16 protein-coding genes and 1 pseudogene are annotated in these 19,906 nt (G+C 70.4%); 10 read left to right on the forward strand and 7 right to left on the reverse strand.

What is annotated here, in order from left to right:
* Positions 1 to 12 precede the first annotated feature (12 nt).
* A complete protein-coding gene (locus GWK61_RS16940) occupies positions 13 to 612 on the forward strand; it encodes a muconolactone Delta-isomerase family protein (protein WP_194909343.1) in 600 nt (199 codons plus the stop codon).
* Positions 613 to 898: 286 nt separating this feature from the next.
* On the opposite strand, the gene GWK61_RS16945 is transcribed toward GWK61_RS16940, so the two are convergent.
* Positions 899 to 1,303 (reverse strand): nuclear transport factor 2 family protein, encoded by a 405-nt coding sequence (locus GWK61_RS16945; RefSeq protein WP_194909344.1) that lies wholly within the window; start codon positions 1,301 to 1,303, stop codon positions 899 to 901.
* A gap of 194 nt (positions 1,304 to 1,497) precedes the next feature.
* Between GWK61_RS16945 and GWK61_RS16950 the strand changes: the two genes are divergently transcribed.
* The 4 genes and pseudogenes from GWK61_RS16950 to GWK61_RS16965 all read left to right on the forward strand — a co-directional run bounded on the left by GWK61_RS16950 (position 1,498) and on the right by GWK61_RS16965 (position 6,571).
* Complete coding sequence (locus GWK61_RS16950; protein WP_194909345.1) at positions 1,498 to 3,273, forward strand: SpoIIE family protein phosphatase; 1,776 nt, start codon at positions 1,498 to 1,500, stop codon at positions 3,271 to 3,273.
* A 46-nt stretch (positions 3,274 to 3,319) separates the two neighbouring features.
* Positions 3,320 to 3,559 (forward strand): annotated as a pseudogene (locus tag GWK61_RS16955) (P-loop nucleotide/nucleoside kinase family protein); the annotation flags it as partial.
* Positions 3,560 to 3,821: 262 nt separating this feature from the next.
* Positions 3,822 to 5,765, forward strand: a complete 1,944-nt coding sequence (locus GWK61_RS16960) for a glycosyl hydrolase family 79 C-terminal domain-containing protein (protein WP_194909346.1) — start codon at positions 3,822 to 3,824, stop codon at positions 5,763 to 5,765.
* A 122-nt stretch (positions 5,766 to 5,887) separates the two neighbouring features.
* Complete coding sequence (locus tag GWK61_RS16965; protein ID WP_194909347.1) at positions 5,888 to 6,571, forward strand: glycosyltransferase family 2 protein; 684 nt, start codon at positions 5,888 to 5,890, stop codon at positions 6,569 to 6,571.
* Here GWK61_RS16965 and GWK61_RS16970 read toward each other — a convergent pair.
* The gene (locus tag GWK61_RS16970) at positions 6,556 to 7,437 is read right to left on the reverse strand and encodes a hypothetical protein (RefSeq protein WP_194909348.1); all 882 of its coding nucleotides are present in this window, start codon (positions 7,435 to 7,437) and stop codon (positions 6,556 to 6,558) included. The genes GWK61_RS16965 and GWK61_RS16970 overlap by 16 nt on opposite strands.
* 108 nt (positions 7,438 to 7,545) lie before the next feature.
* Here GWK61_RS16970 and GWK61_RS16975 point away from each other — a divergent pair, with 108 nt between their 5' ends.
* The 4 genes from GWK61_RS16975 to GWK61_RS16990 all read left to right on the forward strand — a co-directional run bounded on the left by GWK61_RS16975 (position 7,546) and on the right by GWK61_RS16990 (position 11,672).
* The gene (locus GWK61_RS16975; protein WP_194909349.1) at positions 7,546 to 8,631 is read left to right on the forward strand and encodes an S-(hydroxymethyl)mycothiol dehydrogenase; all 1,086 of its coding nucleotides are present in this window, start codon (positions 7,546 to 7,548) and stop codon (positions 8,629 to 8,631) included.
* A 44-nt stretch (positions 8,632 to 8,675) separates the two neighbouring features.
* Positions 8,676 to 9,302: an MBL fold metallo-hydrolase gene (locus GWK61_RS16980; RefSeq protein ID WP_194909360.1), complete on the forward strand. Its 627-nt coding sequence runs from the start codon at positions 8,676 to 8,678 to the stop codon at positions 9,300 to 9,302.
* A 16-nt stretch (positions 9,303 to 9,318) separates the two neighbouring features.
* The gene (locus GWK61_RS16985; protein ID WP_194909350.1) at positions 9,319 to 9,624 is read left to right on the forward strand and encodes a ribosomal protein L7/L12; all 306 of its coding nucleotides are present in this window, start codon (positions 9,319 to 9,321) and stop codon (positions 9,622 to 9,624) included.
* Positions 9,625 to 9,704: 80 nt separating this feature from the next.
* A complete protein-coding gene (locus GWK61_RS16990; protein ID WP_323747604.1) occupies positions 9,705 to 11,672 on the forward strand; it encodes a potassium transporter Kup in 1,968 nt (655 codons plus the stop codon).
* Positions 11,673 to 11,738: 66 nt separating this feature from the next.
* Here GWK61_RS16990 and GWK61_RS16995 read toward each other — a convergent pair whose 3' ends face one another.
* Both GWK61_RS16995 and GWK61_RS17000 read right to left on the reverse strand, forming a co-directional pair.
* Positions 11,739 to 11,906, reverse strand: a complete 168-nt coding sequence (locus GWK61_RS16995) for an adenylyltransferase/cytidyltransferase family protein (RefSeq protein ID WP_228562447.1) — start codon at positions 11,904 to 11,906, stop codon at positions 11,739 to 11,741.
* Positions 11,907 to 11,990: 84 nt separating this feature from the next.
* A complete protein-coding gene (locus GWK61_RS17000) occupies positions 11,991 to 14,465 on the reverse strand; it encodes a discoidin domain-containing protein (protein WP_194909351.1) in 2,475 nt (824 codons plus the stop codon).
* Positions 14,466 to 14,693: 228 nt separating this feature from the next.
* On the opposite strand from GWK61_RS17000, the gene GWK61_RS17005 reads away from it, so the two are divergent.
* Positions 14,694 to 15,401 (forward strand): hypothetical protein, encoded by a 708-nt coding sequence (locus GWK61_RS17005; RefSeq protein ID WP_194909352.1) that lies wholly within the window; start codon positions 14,694 to 14,696, stop codon positions 15,399 to 15,401.
* A gap of 168 nt (positions 15,402 to 15,569) precedes the next feature.
* On the opposite strand, the gene GWK61_RS17010 is transcribed toward GWK61_RS17005, so the two are convergent.
* The 3 genes from GWK61_RS17010 to GWK61_RS17020 form a co-directional block, all read right to left on the reverse strand.
* A complete protein-coding gene (locus GWK61_RS17010; RefSeq protein WP_194909353.1) occupies positions 15,570 to 17,099 on the reverse strand; it encodes an SDR family oxidoreductase in 1,530 nt (509 codons plus the stop codon).
* A gap of 55 nt (positions 17,100 to 17,154) precedes the next feature.
* Complete coding sequence (locus tag GWK61_RS17015) at positions 17,155 to 17,535, reverse strand: DoxX family protein (protein WP_194909354.1); 381 nt, start codon at positions 17,533 to 17,535, stop codon at positions 17,155 to 17,157.
* Between the two features lie 62 nt (positions 17,536 to 17,597).
* Positions 17,598 to 19,906 (reverse strand): right-handed parallel beta-helix repeat-containing protein (locus GWK61_RS17020; RefSeq protein ID WP_228562448.1); only part of this gene is annotated, 2,309 nt, incomplete at its 5' end.

The raw sequence follows: 19,906 nt of genomic DNA on the forward strand, positions 1-19,906 counted from the left end.
CGGAGAATACTCATGGAATACATAGTCACAATGACGACTCGGGTGCCGGAGGGCACGACGCCGGAGGAAGTGGACGCCGTCCGGGCTCGCGAGGCCGCGAACACGCGGGTCCTCGCGGAGGCCGGCAAGGTGCTGCGACTGTGGCGTCCGCCGCTGGCGCCGGGGGAATGGCGCACGCTGGGTTTGTTCGCGGCGCAGGACCCTGATGATCTGGAGAAAACGCTCGCCACGATGCCGCTGCGGGTCTGGCGCACCGACGAGGTGACGCCGCTGGGGCCGCACGGCAACGACCCGGGTCCCGGGCGGGTGGCGCTCGACGGGACGGACACGGAGTACTTCACGACGTTCACGCTCACAGTGCCGCCCGACGCGAGTCCGGAGGACGTCGAGGCCACGACGGCCGGGGAGGCGCGGCGCACCGCGGAACTCGCGGCCGAGCGGCGGCTGATCCGGCTGTGGTCGCTGCCGGGTGAGGGGCGAAATCTCGGGCTGTGGCAGGCCTCTGATGACGGGAGCATGGATGGGTACCTGCGGTCGCTGCCGATGGACAAGTGGCTGGAGGTCGAGACGCTGGCGCTGACGCGGCATCCCAGCGATCCGGCGACGGCTTAGCAATGTGCTGATCCGGCGCGCACGCAGCGACCAGGCTCGTGCGCCGGACACGCAAACCGCCGCCGCTCGTGCACGCGCTCGGGCCAGGCCCTGGTACTCGGCGGCGCCTCGGTCGTAGTACGGCCGCTCGTGCACGCGCTCGGGCCAGGCGAGGAGGCGCAAGCTAGGCGGCAGCAGCGCGGCACGATTTCGGCGGGCGCCGACAGCAAACACGCGCGGATCAGACCAGCAGGTGCGGACCAGGTTGGCAAGCTTCGACCACATCCGCGCGCGGGCCAGTCCCGCATCAGGCCCCGTTGATCTCCCGCCCCGGCATCGGCTCGGCGAGCGCCAGCCGTGATGCGGGCGCCCCGAAGGCGTCGCCGAAGTACTGCGTCTCGTGGACCACGTGCTCTTCGGCGAACTGCATGATGCTGACCGAGTAGCTCGGGGCGCCGTCGTAGGTGATCACGCACTCGCTCACCCACAGCTCGTCGCGGCCGGTGATTCGCAGGACCCTGAAGTGTCGGTCGGCGGGGTGGCCGCCGCGCTGGGCGGCGATGGTCGCGCGGCCGTGGAATCGTTCGCCGGATTGGGGGTAGTCGAGGATGGCGTCGTCGGCGTAGATGGCGTGTTCGACCTCGATGTCCCCGTTCTCGGAGGCTTGCCAGTGTTCTTCGATCGCTGCCTTGGTCCGGGCGTGGGCGTTCATCGGGTCTCCTTAGAGGGGAATCCATAAAGAAGTGTAAGAACCGCTCCGAACCAATGCCTCGAATCGCGTCGTGACCTACGATGAGGCCAGCCAGACGAGTCTGGCCGGCGTGTCGGCGGCTGTGCGGAAGGCCACACTGGCTACTGCGCTCCGTCATCCCTTTTGAGCAGTTAGTGACGATATCATCCCGATAGATGGATATGGACGACGGGTACTCGCGGAGCGATCCTCGGGGAGGGCGCACTGACGCTCTCCTCGGCACCATCGCGTCACTGAGCTCGGAGCTGCTCGCCGACGTGCTCGCCGGGGCTCCGGCCGGGGTGGGGCTGCTGGACGCCGAGTTGCGCTGGATCTATGCCAACTCCGCGTTCCTGGAGACCACCGGGCTGGAGCCGGCGCGGCTGCTGAACCGGCCGGTCGCCGCGACGCCCTTCGCCGCCGACCTGCCCACCATCAGCCGGGTGCTGGCCGACGCCGACTCCCGTGAGGCGAACTCCGGGACGGCGACCGGCTGGCACGTCCGCTACCGCCGGCTGGAGGCCGACGGCCAGGTCATCGGCGTCGTCGCGGCCGTGACCCCGTCGCCGACCGGCCACCAGCGCGAGCTGGACCAGGCCCGCCGCAGGTTGGCGCTCCAAGCGGCCGCCGCCGAGCGCATCGGCACCACGCTCGACGTGGACATCACCTGCATCGAGCTCGCCGAGCTCACGGTTCCGGCGATGGCCGACGTGGCGATCGTCGAGGTGATGCCGCACGAGTTCGTCGATCGGGGCCAGATCGGTCAGGGTGGTCTGGTCGGCCAAGGCGGCCAGGGCGGCCAAGGTGGTCAGGGCGGTCTGGCCGGCCAGGGCGGCCCGCCCGAAGCACCCCGCATGCGCCGCGCCGCGCTCGCCTGCACCCCCGAGCTGCGCCGCCGCCTCGGTCCGCTGGCGCTGCCCGGCGCCTCGATCCGGCCCGGCGCCGACTCGGCGGTCGCGCGCAGCCTGGCCGAGGGCCGGCTGGTGGTCGGCAACCTGCTGTCCGACGACGAGCTGGCCGACTGGGCCGAGAGCCGGGAGACCCTGGCCGCCTACAAGCTCGCCGACATCGACTCGGTCCTGGCCGTCCCGCTGAGCGCGCGCGGCCGGCTGGTCGGCGTGATGACGCTGGCCCGCAGCCGTGGCACGTCGAAGGGCTTCACCGAGGACGACGCCGTGCTGATCCAGGACCTCGCCGACCGGGCGGCGGTCAGCGTCGAGAACGCCCGGCAGTACGCCGACTCCCAGAGCGTGACGCTGGAACTCCAGCGCGCCCTGCTGGTCGAGCCGGGGCGCCCGCACTCGAACCTCGAAGTCGCCGCCCGCTACCGCCCCTCGGGCAACCGCGCCCTGGTCGGCGGCGACTGGTACGAGATCGTCCGGCTGCCCTTCGGCCGCACACTGCTGGTGATGGGCGACGTGATGGGACACGGCGTAGAGGCCGCGGTCGACATGAGCATCTACCGCTCGGCGATCCGCGACGCCGGCGGCATGGACCTGCCGCCGCACGGCATCCTGCGGCACCTGGACACGCTGATCGCCCGGGACGAGTCGGCACGCCCGGCGACCTGCCTGCTCGGCGTCGCCGACCCCAACCGCGGCCGCTGGACCTTCGCCAGCGCCGGCCACCTGCCGCCGGCGCTGTTCGTCGCCGACCGCCCGACCGAGCTGGTGACGGTCCCGACCGGCCCGCCACTGGGCACCGGCCTCGGCGGCTACGAGCAGGTGATCGTCGACCTGCGCGAGGACCAGGTCCTGCTGATCTACACCGACGGCCTCGTCGAGCGCCGCGGCGAGGACATCGACGTCTCGCTCGCCAGGTTAGCGGCCTTACCCCTGCCAGCCTCCGGCGGCCTGGAGGACCTGCTCGACGACGCGCTGCGGCTGGTCGCGCCGCCGGCGATAGAGGATGACATCGCCATTCTCGCGGCGCGGGCGACGCCGCGGACCTAGCGGCTCGTGGTGTTTCGTGGCGGTTCGGATCGGTCGTAGCGTGCCGATGAGTCCCAGCCTGATCGCCGTCAGCGGCCCACCCGGCACGGGCAAGACGACGCTGGCGCATGCGCTCGGCCAGCCGGCGCTGTGCGGCGACGAGATCAAGGAACAGATGGTCGACGACGGCACAGACCTGAACCTGAAGACCAACACAGTGTTCTTCGAAGCCCTCGCCGAGTTGCTGCGGGCAGGCAGGAGCGTAGTCGCGGAGGCGGCCTTCCAAGACCAGCTCTGGCATCCGGGCTGGAGCTGCGGCGGTAGCTGATCAATATCAGAGTTCGGTGATGCGTCGTCGATCCCGAACTCGATCGCGAACTGATCGTGGAGCACGACACAGGGCCGGCGACCGCCCCTGGCCGCGATAGCAGAGTTCGCTTCGACAAGGCCCTGAGTTGCGCAACAAGAATCCGTAGACGAGGGCTTTCCCGGCATCTAGCATCAGCGCCGTTCACTCATGCAGAAGGCGTTCATATATGTGAACACCATCATCCCGCCAGGAGGCCTCGATGCGGCATGCCCTCAGACCGGGCGGATTCTCCCGCCGAACGTCGATCGTCGCGGGGGCGGCGGTCCTGACCGCCGTGGCCGCGATACCCACAGCGCTGGCCGCGCAGGCGCCACCGAGTGCGGCCAAAGCGGCTGCCACGGCTGCCACCGCCGCCGCCAGCGCGACGATCGGCGTCTCGGCGGCCGGCACCGGGACCTCGCTGGCCAACAGCGACGTCGGCCTGTCGTACGAGGCGTCGTTCCTGGCGCTGCCGAGCTTCGGGCAGGGCAACCAGTTCCAGTACCTCAAGAACCTGGGGGCCTCGGTCATCCGCATCGGCGGCAACCAGGTCGACAAGTCGTTCTGGACCTCCAGCAACGAGCCGCAGCCGTCCTGGGCCGACGCCACCATCACCCCCGCCGACCTGACCAACCTCGCCACCCTGGCCAGTGCCGGCGGCTGGAAGGTCGTCCTCGGCGTCAACATGAAGCAGTACGACCCGGCGCGCGCCGCCGACGAGGCCGCGCACGCCGAGGCCGCGCTCGGCGCGTCGTTGCAGGACATCGAGATCGGCAACGAACCCGACCTCTATCCGCAGTACAGCGGCAACTCCGGGCGGTACGTCACCGACTTCCACGCCTACGTCCAGGCCATCAGGGCCGCGGTGCCCGGCGTGCCGATCGAGGGCAGCGACGCCGCCACCTCGCCGACCGGCGCGTTGCAGACCGCCTTCGTCAACGACCAGGCGTCAATGGGGACGCCGCAAATCAGTGAGCTGACCAGCCACCACTATCCGCTGTCCAACTGCGGGAACCCGAACCCGCGGCCGAGCATCGCCGGCCTGTTGTCCTCCGGGACGCACTCGAAGGAGACCTCGGCCGCCGACAGCGCGGTGTCGGTCGCCAAGCGGCTGTCGCTGCCCGCGGTGATCGATGAGGGCAACTCGGTGGTGTGCAGCGGCGTGCAGGGCGTCTCAGACGTCTACGCCTCGGCGCTGTGGGCCGTCGACGAGGAGCTGAACTTCGCGCAGGAAGGCGCGGCCGGGTACTACATGCACGGCACCGTGACGCAGTGCTATGGCACGTCGTCCTTCCCGTACTACACCCCGCTGTGCGCGGCGACCGCGGCCGACGCCGCAGCCGGCAACCTGTCCGCGCAGCCGGAGTACTACGGCCTGGCCGCCGTGCACGCCGTCGGGACCGGCAGCTTCCTGCAAGTCACCAACCCGGCCTCGGCCACGGTGCGCGCGTACGCCGTCCGGCACGCCGACAACTCGGTCACGGTCGTGCTCGACAACGTCGCGGATCCGGCGAGCAACGGCGCTACCTCGGTCCAGCTGAACCTGCCGCAGACCTACGCCTCGGCATCCCGCTTCGACCTGTCCGCCTCCAGCCTGACCACGCAGAGCGGGATCACGCTCGGCGGCCAGAGCGTGCAGTCCGACGGCACGCTGCCGGCCCCGACGACGACCTCGTACACGGTCGGCTCCCCGACGTTCTCCGCCTCGGTCCCGGCCGGCGACGTGGCCATGATCACCTTCTCTGGAGCGTCCGGCGCGGCTCCGACCACCTTCGTCGGCAGCCTGTCCGGCAAGTGCCTGTCGGTCACCGGCGGTTCGACGGCCCCCGGCACGACCTCGGACATCTACACCTGCAACGGCAGCGCGAGCGAGCACTGGCTGGCCAACGGGAACGGCACGATCACCGGCGCCTCCAGCGGCCTGTGCCTGGAGGTCCAGAACAGCGCGACCGCCGACCGCTCGATCGTCGGCGTGAACACCTGCAACGGAGCCGCGAACCAGCAGTGGACGGTGAACTCGGCGTCGGGGTCGGCGGGGACGATCGTCGGGACGCAGTCCGGCAAGTGTCTGAGCGTGCTCGGGGCTTCCACGGCCAACTACGCCGAGGCCGAGATCTACACCTGCAACGGCAGCATCAGCGAGAACTGGACGGAGCAGCCCTAGGACGCGGCGCGAAATTCGGCGGTTCGCAAGCGGGGCCACGCGCTGCCCGGATATCTTGACGGGTACGGACCGGGACCGGAGAAAGTCATCACAGCGCTAGGGCATCCGTGACACAGAAAAATGTGCTTGTCATCATTCCGGCCTGGAATGAGGAAGAATCCATCGGCCACGTCCTGCAGGAGATCCAGGATTTCCTGCCGGACGTGGACATCCTCGTGGTGGACGACGGATCGACCGACGCCACGGTGAAGACAGCCCGCGCCCACGGCGTCGCCGTCCTGGAGCTCCCCTTCAATCTCGGCGTCGGCGGCGCCAGGCGGCTCGGCTACATCTACGCACGCGACAACGACTACCAGATCGCCGTGCAGTTCGACGCCGACGGCCAGCACCTGCCGGAGAGCATCCCGAAGCTGATCGCCGGCCTGGCCGACGCCGACATGGTGATCGGCGCCCGCTTCGCCGGCGAGGGCGACTACGAGGCCAAGGGCCCCCGCCGCTGGGCGATGACGCTGTTCAGCCTGGTCATCTCCGGCCAGGCGAAGGTGCGGCTGACGGACACGACGTCCGGGCTGCGCAGCTGCAATCGCGAACTCATCGAATATTACGCGGCCTGGTATCCGGTCGAATATCTGGCCGACACGATCGACACTCTTGTCAGGGCGATCAAAGCCGGATATGTGGTGCGCCAAGTGCCGGTCGTGATGCGCCCCCGCAAGGGAGGCACGCCGAGCGCTTCTCCGGTGAAATCGATCGCTTATTTGGGGCGGGCCATATTCGTGTTATGTCTCGCCTATTTGCGGAAGTAAGGGGATTTCAGCGCCCGCGCAGCGGCGCCGGCCGAGACCGGGTCGGCGAGCGCCGCTTCCAGACCGGGGATGAGCTCACGCGCCGCCGGGCCGAGGTCGGGGGCGAGGTCTGCCGCGAGTTCAGCGGCGGTGGCGACGGTCCAGGCGGTGAAGTCTCCGCCGGCGAGATCAAGCGTGCTGCGCAGTACCTCGATCACGTACTCGGGTCGGCCTGTGAAGAGCCAGAGTGCGCGGCCGAGCTTGAGGCGCGCCTGGTGCGCCGGGAGGCTCGGGGTCGGGACCGGGATCGCTTGGAGCGCTTGCAGGAGGAGCGGGGTGAGGAGGTCGGCGTGGTCGGCGCGGTCGGCATGGCCGTCGGGGTCCGGCAGTTCTGCGGCGGCGTCGGCTGCTGCGGCGCGGTCGTCGGGGTCCTTGCTCGGCGTCGTGAGCCCGAACTGGACGGCGACCAGGAGCGCCTCAGTGCCGCCTGTCAGGCTCCGTACGGCCCGCGCCGCCGCGAGGCGCGCGTGGACGGCCTCGGCGCCGTCGGCGGTCCCTGCGACCCGCTGGAGCGCCGCCACGCATGCGAGGGTCGGCTGACCGATCGCGGCCAACGCCGGAGCCGCCGCGATGGGCCGGACGGCCAGCAGCCGGACGAGCTCGGGGACGGCGGGTTCCGCGCGAGCGCCCCACGCCGCGAGGGTCTTCGCCAGCTCAGCGGGTTCGCTGTGATCGCGGACCGCCGCGAAGGGATTGCCGGCTGCGGGAGCCGGCTCCTGCGCGGCGTCGCAGATCTCGTTCAAGCGGCGACGAATCGCGGTCAGCATGTCGGGGTCGAAAGGCACCGGGGCGTCGGATCCCGCGAGCGCCGAGCGGTCGAGCGTCATGAGCCGGATGATGGCAGAGACCGCCGACAGGAACAGCCTCCGCCTGCCCCGGAACCCATATCATCACTATCCAGCACCATCCTGGTCAGCAGAACACGAAGGAGTGCCATGCAGCAGGTGAAGGCAGTCATCGCCCGGGCCGAGGGCGCGCCGGTCGAGATCGTGACGATCACCGTCCCGGACCCCGGGCCCGGTGAGGCCGTGGTGCGCGTGCAGGCCTGCGGCGTCTGCCACACCGACCTGCACTACCGGGAGGGCGGCATCAACGACGAGTTCCCGTTCCTTCTGGGCCACGAGGCCTCGGGGATCGTGGAGGCCGTCGGCCCCGGCGTGACCGAGGTCGAGCCCGGCGACTTCGTCGTCCTGAACTGGCGCGCGGTCTGCGGCCAGTGCCGGGCCTGCCGGCGCGCCGAGCCGTGGTACTGCTTCAACACGCACAACGCCAAGCAGAAGATGACGCTGGAGGACGGCACGGAGCTGACCCCGGCCCTCGGCATCGGCGCGTTCGCCGAGAAGACGCTGGTGGCGGCGGGTCAGTGCACGAAGGTGGACCCGAGTGCGCGGCCCGCCGCGGTCGGGCTGCTCGGCTGCGGGGTGATGGCGGGCATCGGCGCCGCCGTGAACACCGGCGGCGTCACCCGGGGCAAGTCGGTCGCGGTGATCGGCTGCGGCGGGGTCGGTGCGGCGGCGATCGCGGGCTCGGCGCTGGCCGGGGCGAACCCGATCATCGCGGTGGACATCGACGCCAAGAAGCTCGCGACCGCGACCCGGCTCGGCGCCACCCACACCGTCGACTCCTCGGCGACCGACCCGGTCGCCGCGATCCAGGAGCTGACCGGCGGGTTCGGCGCGGACGTGGTGATCGAGGCGGTCGGCCGGCCGGAGACCTGGAAGCAGGCGTTCTACGCGCGCGACCTGGCCGGGACCGTCGTGCTGGTCGGCGTGCCGACGCCGCAGATGCGGATCCCGGACCTGCCGCTGATCGACGTGTTCGGCCGGGGCGGCGCACTGAAGTCCAGCTGGTACGGCGACTGCCTGCCCAGCCGCGACTTCCCGATGCTCGTCGACCTCTACCAGCGCGGCAAGCTCGACCTCGACGTGTTCGTCAGCGAGGAGATCGCGCTGACCGACGTCGAGGCCGCGTTCAACCGCATGCAGCGCGGCGAGGTCCTGCGGTCCGTGGTGATCCTCTGATGGGTGAATCTCCTATGGGCGATTCTCCGACGGCTGACGATCGGATGACGGCGCGCGTCGACCACGGGGTCACGTCCGGGACCTTCAGCCTGGACGGCGAGACCTTCGACGTCGACAACAACGTCTGGGTCGTCGGCGACGAGACGGAGTGCGTCGTCATCGACGCGCCGCACTCGGTCGAGGGCATCCTCGCGGTCGTCGGCGAGCGCCGGGTCAAAGCGATCGTGTGCACGCACGCCCACGACGACCACGTCCGCGTCGCCCCGGAGCTCCGTGAGCGCACCGGCGCGCCGATCCTGCTGCATCCGGACGACCGGCCGCTGTGGGAGCTCGTGCACGGCGGCCCCGAGGACCCGGAGGCGACGCTCTGGGACGTCGATCTGACCGACGGCCAGACGTTCCCCATCGGCGGCGCCACGCTGCAGGTGCTGCACACGCCGGGCCACTCCCCCGGCGCGGTCTGCTTGTACGCGCCCGAACTCGGCTGCGTCTTCACCGGCGACACGTTGTTCCACGGCGGTCCCGGCGCTACCGGGCGCTCCTATAGCGATCGGCCCACCTTAGAGTCGTCGATCCGCGCAAAGCTGTTCATGTTGCCCGGTGCGACGGTTGTGCACACCGGGCACGGCGAGGACACGACGATCGAGGCGGAACGCGATCGGGGGTTCTGAGCGGTACCGTCGAGGCATGGATTCCGGGGACCACATAACAGTAGAGATGCGGCTCGCTGCCATCGAGGAGAAGTTGGACCGGGTGCTGGCCCATCTCGGCCTCGATGGTGACGAAGGTAACGCAGGTAGCGTCGGCCGTGGCCTGAGCCAGCCTGTTCCCGTCGCGGCCTATGAGGCGCAGCTCACCACGCTGGTCCAGGCCGGCAAGAAGATCCAGGCGATCAAGCTCTATCGGGAGGCGACCGGCGCGGGGTTGAAGGACGCGAAGGACGCGGTCGACACCTACGAGCGCGACCTCCGAGCCCGCGGCGGCTGGCGGTAGGCAGACTCCGGCGCCTATACGTTCCACATACTTGACGGCCCCTTGCTCACACCCCGCACACCTGTCAGGATCGCTGACTTGTGATCGTTGACGCCACGGGGACCACCTCCCAGAACGCCGCAAGCTCCACAGACGGCTCCGGACACCGCACACGCAAGGCCGGCGCGGCCGCCTTGCTGCTCGGCGCTCTGGGCGTCGTGTTCGGGGACATCGGAACCAGCCCGCTCTATGCGATGCAGACCGTGTTCACCGCCGACAACAAGGCGGTCGGCACCTCGGCGGACCAGGTCTACGGCGTGGTGTCGCTGGTGTTCTGGGCCATCACGCTGATCGTGTCGGTCAAGTACGTGGGCTTCATCCTGCGCACCGACAACGACGGCGAGGGCGGCATCATGGCTCTGACCGCGCTGATCCAGAAGCTGGACTTCCGCTCGACCCGGAGCAAGGTGCTGCTGGTCGCGCTCGGCATACTCGGGGCGTCGCTGTTCTACGGCGACGGGATGATCACGCCGGCGATCTCCGTGCTGTCGGCGGTGGAGGGCCTGAAGGTCTCCGCGCCCGGGCTCAAGGACTACGTGGTGCCGTTGACCGTGGTCATCGTCATCGGCCTGTTCGCGATCCAGAAGTACGGCACGGCGCTGGTCGGCGGGCTGTTCGGGCCGGTGATGACGGTCTGGTTCCTGATCATCGGGGTGGCCGGGGCGACGGAGGTGGCGGCGCATCCGGCGATCGTCAAGGCCCTGTCCCCCACCTACGGTGCGCAGTTCCTGGTGCACCACGGGGTCGTGGCGTTCATCGCGCTGGCCTCGGTGGTGCTCGCGGTGACCGGCGCCGAGGCGCTGTACGCGGACATGGGCCACTTCGGGCGCAAACCGATCCACCGCGCGTGGTTCTACCTGGTGTTCCCGGCGCTGACGCTGAACTACCTGGGGCAGGGCTCGCTGATCCTGCGGCGGCCGGAGACCGTGTCGAACCCGTTCTTCCTGCTGATGCCGCACTGGTCGCAGTTCCCGATGGTGATCCTGGCGACGGTGGCGACCGTCATCGCCTCGCAGGCCGTGATCTCCGGGGCGTTCAGCGTGACGCGGCAGGCGATGCAGCTGGGGTTCCTGCCGCACATGACCATCCGGCACACCTCCGAGCACGAGATCGGGCAGGTCTACGTGCCGGTCGTGAACTGGTTCCTGTGCTGCACGGTCACGGTTCTGGTGGTCGGGTTCGGCTCCTCGGCGTCGCTGGCCTCCGCCTACGGCGTGGCCGTCACCGCGACGTTCATGCTCAACACCATCCTGTTCCTGGCGGTCGCCCGCGTCCTGAAGGGCGTCGCGCCCTGGAAGATCGCGGTGGGCGCGGTGGTGTTCCTGACCAGCGAGACAGCGTTCTTCGCGGCCAACCTCACCAAGGTCGTGCACGGCGGCTGGCTGCCGCTGCTGGTCGCCACGCTGGTGTTCACCGTGCTGAGCACGTGGCGCCGGGGCCGCGCGATCGTCACGCCGAACCGCACGGCGCTGGAGGGGCCGCTGCGGCCGTTCGTGGACGAGGTGGACGCGCTGGAGCCGCCGATCCACCGCGTGGACGGCGTGGCGGTGTTCCTCAACGCCAACATCGAGACCACGCCGCTGGCGCTGCGTGCGAACGTGGAGCACAACCACACGCTGCACAAGACCGTGGTGATCCTGTCGATGATGGTGGAGAAGGTCCCGCACATCCCCGACGCCGAGCGTCTGGTCTTCGACGACCTCGGGCACACCGACGACGGGATCATCCACCTCACCGCGCGGCTGGGCTTCCAGGACGAGCCGGACGTGCCGCGCATCCTGCGGCAGGCCGCGCTGCGGCCGGACGCCGGGGAGATCGCGGGGATCGATCTGGAGACGGTGTCGTACTTCTTGTCGCGGATCGCGATCGTGCGGACCAACGCGAAGGGGATGCAGGCTTGGCGGAAGCGGCTGTTCCTCACCATCGCGCACAATGCGGCCAGTCCGGTGGACTACTTCGGGTTGCCGGCTGATCGGTGCGTGATCATGGGGGCGCATGTGCCGGTGTGATCGGGGGCGGCTGGCGTGAGTCGCCGTTCGATCGCGGTGACGAGCGTCGAGGAGATGTGGGCCCGGTCAGGGTCGGAGGCGTTCCAGGCGTTCGGCGATCGGGAAGCGGCCGCGCTTGCTCGCGTTGGCCATCACGCATACGACGACCTCGTCGAACAGGCTCGCGGCGCGGCGGAGGACGTGCTGGTGCCCTTCGGTGACCGGGTCGAAGGATCCGGGGTAGAGAGCTCGCATGATCGGCAGGATAGCGATGCGGGTCGGCCGGGCACGATCGTTCCGCCCGGCCGACCCTGTCGTTCGCTCAGCGCGCCACAGCCGTCAGCTCCCGAAGACCTGGAACTCCCACAGGCTGTACCCGTACTGCGTAGCCCGCGCCGTCCCGTACATCCGCACGAAGCGTCCGCTGCCGGAGACGGTGAGGTCCTGCGTCCCGCCGGTGCCGGTCGTGGTCGAGTACACCGGTGTCCAGGTGGTGCCGTCGTTCGAGGTCTGGATCTGGAAGGCGGTCGCGTAGGCCGTCTCCCAGTTCAGCGACACCTTGCAGAGCGTGTGCGTGGTGCCGAGGTCCACCTGGAGCCACTGGGGGTCCGAGAACTGCGAGGACCAGCGTGTCCCGGTGTTGCCGTCCACTGCCGCCGATGCGGGCGTGCCCGCGTTCTCGGCCGAGGAGGCGGTGGCCGGCTGGTTCAGCGCCAGGTTGGCCGTTCCGCAGCTGGTGCCGGAGGTCGAGCCGTAGACCTGGAACTCAAACAGGCTGTAGCCGTACTGCGTGTTGCGGGCCGTGCCGTACAACCGGATGAAGCGTCCGGTGCCAGACACGTTGAGGGTCTCGGTGCCGCCGGGACCTGAGGTGGTGGAGTAGATCGTCGTCCAGTTGGTGCCGTCCGGCGAGGTCTGGATCTGGTACGCCTTGCCGGATGCGGTCTCCCACTGGAGCGACACCTTGCAGATCGTCGCGCTCGAGCCGAGATCGATCTGGAGCCACTGCGGATCAGAGAACTGCGACGACCAGCGCGTCCCGGTGTTCCCGTCCACTGCCGCCGACGCCGGCGTGCCCGCGTTCTCGATCGAGGAGGCCGTCGCGGGTTGGTTCAGCGCCAGGTTCGTCGTGCCGCAGGTGCCGCCGCCGGAGCCGATCGTCCAGGTGAACGAGGTGGATCCGGAGGCGCCGGTGCCGTCGGTGGCGGTGACCGTCACGTTCGAGGTGCCCGCGGCGGTCGGGGTGCCGGAGATCAGGCCGCTGGCGGCGTTGATCGACAGGCCGGCCGGCAGACCGGAGGCGCTGTAGCTCAGCGTCTGGCCGGAGGCCGAGTCGCCGGCGGCGATCTGCAGGTTGGCCGCCGTGCCGACGGTCCCGGTCTGGTTGCCGGGGTTGGTCACCGTCACGGTGTTCCCGCCGCTGCCGGTCGGGAACGTCCACGTCTGCTGCGCCGATCCGGTGCACGTCTCGATGGCCAGCCGCGTCGCGCTGTTGCCGCCGGGGTCGGTCAGGCACAGACCGGAGTTCGGGTTCAGCAGCTCGCCGTTAGCCTGACGTGTCCAATTCTGCGCGTTGGTGCCGTTGCACGGATACCAGTCGACGTTCGTGCCGCTGGTCGTCCCCGCCGAGACCACGTCGAGGCAGCCGCCCTGCACCCGGACCGTGTTGTCCGTGTACGGCGACCACGACTGGCCGGCGCTGCCGTCGCAGTTCGCTGCGAACATCGGGTTGCCCTCGGTGTTCAGCGAGTTCTGGTTCGCCAGGCACAGGCCCGCGGCGTCCTTGACGGCGCCGGTCGCGGTCGGGGTGCCGGTCGGCGTGGAGTTCCCGCCCTTCTCGTACACCGCGACCCAGGCCGCGCTCAGCGAGCTGCCGGAGGTCGTGGCGGCGGTCGGGGTGGTGGTGCCGGAGACGCCGTCGGGGTAGTTGCCGCCCATCGCCAGGTCCCAGATGATGAAGAACCCGTGGTCGATGGCCGACTGCCAGGCCGCGGTGCCGACCGAGGCCTCGGTGATGGTGCTCTCGACCACGCCGTCCATCAGGAACTGGAGCTGTTCGGCGCTGGTGTTCGTGCGGTCGACGATCACCGAGTAGGTGTGGTAGCCGGTCTGGCAGCCGGATCCGGCGGCGGGGCAGGCGATGAGCGGGTGGCCGGGGCTGTTCGCCGAGTCGTGCAGGGTCTGCGACGCCTCGTTCAGACCGTTGACGTCCTCCATCATGTCGATCTCGCCGGAGGCCGGCCAGCCCCCGCCGGCGCGCATCGGCGAGCCCAGCGCCCAGAACGCCGGCCAGTAGCCCAGGCCGCCGGCCGGGTTCGGCTGCTGGATCGACGCGCTCATCTCCAGCTCGCCGCCGGGCGGCGCCTGGAAGTCGTCGCGGGTGCTCTCGATCCGGCCGGACGTCCAGGTCCCGCCGTTGTTGACGGCCTTGAGCACCAGGTGGCCGTTGCCGTCGAGGTAGACGTTGTTGGTCGAGCTGGTGGTCTGCTCCTTCTCGCCGGTGCCGTAGCCGGTACCGATGTCGTAGAACCAGTTCGCCGCGGACGGCGCGGACCCGGCGGTTCCGGCGAAGTTGTCGCTGAACACGGTGTTCCACCCGCTGGGCGGGGGCGGCGCGGTGTCGGCCGCGGCCGCCGGGGCCGAGGCGACGGAGACCGCGAGGCCGCCGGTCAGGCTGCCGGCGACGAGCGCGACCGCCGCGAGCAGCGAGCGGCGCCGGGGCGGGCGGGCCGCGCGCGGCGGCCGGGGTGGGTGCTGCCCGGACGTGCCGGATCGGCGCCGGTCTTGTCGGACGGCGCGAGCGGGGACGAGCATGCGGTATCCCTCCAGAGTGATGAGTGCGTGGGGGGCGAACTCTGTGAGAGCGCTCTCTCGGCTTGCATGTTGCGGCGGCGTTACCGACCGGTCAAGACGCGACCGGTTCCGGAACTGGTTTCGGAACCGGTTGCGCAACCGGTACTCGTTCCGCGGGCCTCGGCGAGGGGGGTGATGAGGGTATGAATACCCTCATATCGCGGAGCGCGGCGCCGGGATGATGTGGCGGTGAAAGAGCTCAAGAGGGCACGACTCGGGGCCGTGGCCGCCGTGATCGTGATGCTGGCAGCCGGTGCGTGTTCTTCGGGGAAGACTGCCAGCGCGTCTTCGGGCGCGACTACGCCGACACCGAGCACGCCGAGTAGTACGTCCGCGGCGACGGATTCGAGCTCTGATACCTCCTCCGCGAGCAACTCGGCCGCGTCGTCGAGCACTGAGACCACGTCCGCTGCCGCGTCGTCGAGCAGCGCGAGTCCTTACAGCACGCCGACCGCAGCCTGCCCCCTGGTCCCCGCGAGCAGCTTCGACACCGTCAGCGGCTACACCGACCTGGCCGGCCAGGAGATCCCGACCTCGGCCGGCGGCGCGGGCGAGGTCCTGCTGGGCTGCAAGTACACCTCGGGCTCGACGATGATCGGCGCCACCACGGTCGACGTCGCCCCGGCCCAGTCCGGCGAGAGCGCCCAGCAGTACCTCTCCGACGACATCGCCTCCACCAAGTACAACTTCAACCTGTCCAAGGACGTCTCCGGCGTCGGCGACGCGGCGAAGTTCGGCACCACGGCCTGCAACACCGGCACGTGCGCCTCGCTGTGGCTGGTCCAGGTCAAGTCCGGGATGGTCGCGCACCTGACGGTCTCGGTCGGCGAGGCTTCGGGGGCCGAGGATCCGGTGATCGGGTTGGCGAAGGCGCTGCTGGCTTCAGTTTCGCACTGAGGGTCTGAGGGCTCTGCGGACTACCAGCCGAGCCGGCGCCGCTCAACGCCGGCTCTGGGCCATCCGGGTGAGGCCACACCCTCGCCGACCACCGCCTCGGCCAGGTCTACCGCTGGGGCTCGATCCTGTCCGCGCTGGCCTGCTGGTCTTCGGCCCCATCGTCGTCGCCTAGACGCTGCCCGAATCCTCCTTGGCGGCGCGCAGCAAGTTGCGGACCATCCCGCCGAAGACGGCGGCGTGAAACGGCGCGACGGCCCGCCAGTAGAGGTGGCCGAACAGGCCGTGGGGGAAGAACAGGGCCCGCTGACGGTAGCTGGTGCGGCCGTCGGCGGTCGGCTCGACCCGCATCTCCAGCCACGCCAGGCCCGGTAGCTTCATCTCCGCGCGCAGGCGCAGCAGGTGCCCGCGTTCCAGCGCCTCCACGCGCCAGAAGTCCAGGGTGTCGCCGAGGCGCAGGGTCTCAGGGTCCCGACGCCCGCGGCGCAGGCCGATGCCGCCGACCATCCGGTGCAGCCAGCCCCGCACCGCCCACGCCAGCGGGAACGAGTACCAGCCGGTCTGCCCGCCGATGGCCTCCACCGCGCGCCAGACACGCTCCGGCGCGACGTCGACCTCTGCCTCGCGGATGTCGCGGTACAGGCTGCCGCCGGCCCACGCCGGGTCGGTGGGCAGCGGGTCGCTCGGGGCGCCGGGTACGGAGGCCGAGGACCAGCGGGTCGTGACGTTCGCCTCCTGCACGCGGGCCCGCGCCAGCCGCACCGCCTCGTCGAAGCCGAGCAGCCCCTCCGGCGGGTCCGGAACCAGCTCCGTGATGCGGTGGTCGGCGCAGACGACCTCGTGCCGCAGCGACTCCACGAGCGGCCGCGCGATGGACGCCGGCACCGGCGTGACCGCGCCGACCCAGTGGCTGGACAGGCCCGGCGTCAGCACCGGGACCGGAACGATCAGTCGGCGCGGGAGTCCGGCGAGGCTCGCGTAACGCATCATCATCTCCCGGTACGTCAACACCTCCGGACCGCCGATGTCGAACACTCCCCCGACCCCGACCACACCGTCCGGCGCGACGGCGGCGCCGACGAGGTAGCGCAGGACGTCGCGCACCGCGATCGGCTGGATCCGGGTCCCGACCCAGCGCGGGGTCACCATGGCCGGCAGCCGCTCGGTGAGGTAGCGCAGCATCTCGAACGAGGCCGACCCGGACCCGATGACGACCGCGGCCCGCAGCTCGACCGTCGGGAGCCCAGACGCCCGAAGCACGCGACCGACCCGCACGCGCGAGCGCAGGTGCGGGGACAGCTCCGCGAGCGGCGTGTCCGCAGGCGCCATGCCACCGAGATAGACGATGCGGGACACACCGGCGTCCCTGGCAGCGGTGGCGAAGTTGCGGGCCGCGCGCTCCTCAGTGCGCTCGAACCCCTCGCCGGTGGTCAGCGAGTGGATCAGGTAGAAGGCGACATCAGCGCCCTCCAGCGCCGGCCGCAGCGTCTGCGGCGCCAGCACGTCACCCCGCACCTGCTGCACGCGCTCGGCCCACGCATGGTCGCGCAGGCGATCCGGATCGCGCGCCAGACACCGGACGTCGAACCCCGCTGCCAGCAGCTCGGGCACCAGGCGCCCGCCGATGTAGCCACTGGCGCCGGTCACGAGTGCGGTGGGGTTGGGCTTCACTGTCCCATCGTCGTGGCGAGGACGGTCCATCGCATTCTGGGCGACCTGGCTTCAGACCCCCCCAGACGGCCCCAGACGCCCCGCGTCAGCCCTTCTTCGCGGCGTTGCCAGCCACCTTCAACGCCCACCACACCAACGGCGCCTGAAGCGGCAGCCGCCCCAACGCCGCCGCCTTGGCCGGCGCCGGCCGATCACTCCAGTCGCGCGCCATCTTGACGTTGGCCGGAAACACCGCGACGAAAAACGCCGCAGCCGCCAACCCACCCTGCCGACGCGACTTCGGGTTCGCAATCGTGACGGCGACGGCGAGCTCGGCAGCCCCGCTGACGTAGGTCCACATGCGCGGACTCCCGGGCAGCGAGCGCGGCACGATCGCGTCGTACTGCTTCGGCGCGACGAAGTGCGTGACGGCCGCGGACGCGAGGAGGCCGGCGAGCGCGGCGTGAGGAGAGGTCAGTCGGGGCACGTCGGCGATCCTAGGTGTTATTAGACGCGGTGTCGATAGAGAGCGGCACCCGCAGCGGCCGCCTACCCCGGCACGTCCTCCGCCCGCAGATGGAACAAATCCTCCGCCCCCACGTCGTCCACGTCCATCGCGGCGACCCTCATGGCGTGCAGCTCGGTCATCTTCTGGAACACCTGGCGCGCCGCGCGGCCGTTGCCAAAGCCCGCGCCCTTCTGCACCGTTGAGAAGTAGGTCGCGAGCGCCGCCTTCGCGGCCAGCGTGAGCTCGTACTGGTGCGCCTCGGTCTGGTGGCCGACGATCTCCACGAGTTCGTCAGGGGTGTAGTCGTCGAACGTCAGCGTGCGGGAGAAGCGGGAGGCCAGGCCCGGGTTCACCGAGACGAACCTGTTCATGTCCGCCGGGTAGCCCGCGACGATCACCACCACGTCGTCGCGGTGGTCCTCCATCAGCTTCACCAGGGTCGCTATCGCCTCCTGGCCGAAGTCGTTGGACATGCCCGCGGGTACCAGGGCGTACGCCTCGTCGATGAACAGCACGCCGCCGAGGGCGCGACGGAAGACCGCCGTGGTCTTCGGGGCGGTGTGGCCGACGTACTCGCCGACGAGGGCTCCGCGGTCGGCCTCGACCAGATGCCCGGACTCCAGCATCCCCAGGACCGTCAGGATCCTGCCGTACAACCGCGCCACGGTCGTCTTGCCGGTGCCGGGGTTTCCGGCGAAGACCAGGTGCCGGCTCAGCGGTGGCGGGGCCAGGCCGGCCTCGGTGCGCCGCTTCACCATGCGCATCAGGTTGATCAGCGCCGCCACGTCCTGCTTCACCCGGGCCAGGCCGATCAGGGAGTTCAGTTCGCCGAGCAGGTCGTCGATGGTCTCCGGGCCCGATACCTCGGCGTCGCCATCGTCCGCGCCCTCGGCACCGGCGACTCCGAACGAAGCGCCAGGACCGCCAGAACCGCCCGAGCCAGCTACCGCCACGGCGCCACCAGACCCGGCCCGCCCGGCCCGCGAAGCCGAAGGCTCCCCGGCACCGGGCATCGTGGAGATCTTCACGTTCTCGACGACGCAGTCCTCGAACACCGGCCGCGCGTTCTCCCCGAGCGCCAGGTCCTCCGCCACGTCCCGGATCCGGCACAGCCGGAACACCGGATCGGCGTCGGCCCCCACGTGCAGCGCCGGAAACTCCGACGCCGACACGGTGCACCGGTCGAAGACCCCGTGCCCGCCGTCCTTGACGTAGACGCCGTTCTTGCCCGCACCCGAGACCGTCAAGCCGGTCACGGTCGGCGAGGCGTCGGCCCACACCACGACCCCGCTGCCGGCCGGATCGCTGATCTCGCAGTCCTCGATCCGAGCGGCGCTCCCAGCGTCCACGAAGATCCCCGCCGACCCCGCCTCGGTCACACGGCACGAGGACAGGATCGGGTTGCTGCTCTTACCGATTTCGAAGCCAGAACTCTCGGTGGCCCGGACGCCGACCTCGCGAAACAGAGGCCTGCGACTGGTCTGAATCGCCGCCCCGACCCGGGACCCGGAGATCTCGCACCCCGACACCTCGGCGTCGCTGTCCCCCTCCAGGTGGATCCCGCTCATCGCGGCCCCGGACACCGTGCCGCCCTCGACCCGCAGCATCGCCCGGCCGGTCGCCCTGATCCCGTGCTCCGGCGTGTCGGAGACATGGCAGTCCGCGACGCCGAGCGTGGCCCGGCCGTCGGCGTGGACCGCGCTGAACGCCGACCGCTCCACCGTGCAGCCGACGAGCCGCACCTCTGCGTCGCCGCCGGCGATGATCCCGTTCCCGGTCGCGTCCCGCACAGTGGTCCCCGACACCGAGCCGTGCGACTGGAGCCGATAGGCGATACCGCTGCCGCGCGTCTCGGTGATCTCGCAGTCCGTCAGCTCCAGGGTCGCGGTGCCACCGGCGAAGACGCCGGTACGACCGGTCCCCTCGACCCGGGTCCCGGACATCGCCAACCGCGCCGCCTCCTCGACCTGGACCGCAGCCTCCCCGATCCGTTCGAAGCTCGACTTCCGCACCTGCGCGGACGCGTTCCCCAGCAACCGCATCCCGATCCCGCCGCACCCGCTGACGCCGGACTCCGTGATCCGCAGCACAGCATCATCGAGCCCTGCCACGCCGATCGCCTCGCCGTCCCGGATCTGGCAGCGTTCGAGCGTGACCTGACTGCGGTCGGCGGCCAGCACACCCACGGCCGGGCTCTCGGAGACGGTGCAGTCGCGGAACATCGGCGCGGCCTCGCCCGACGCCTCGATCCGCCCCCTGACGACCTCGCAGCGCCCGAACTCGGCGGCCCCGGCGGTGACGCTCACCGCCACGCCGCTACCGTCCCCGACGCCCTCCCCAGCCCCGGCGT

The sequence above is a fragment of the Catenulispora rubra genome (genome assembly GCF_015356825.1).
GTDB classification, from domain to species: Bacteria; Actinomycetota; Actinomycetes; order Streptomycetales; family Catenulisporaceae; genus Catenulispora; species Catenulispora rubra.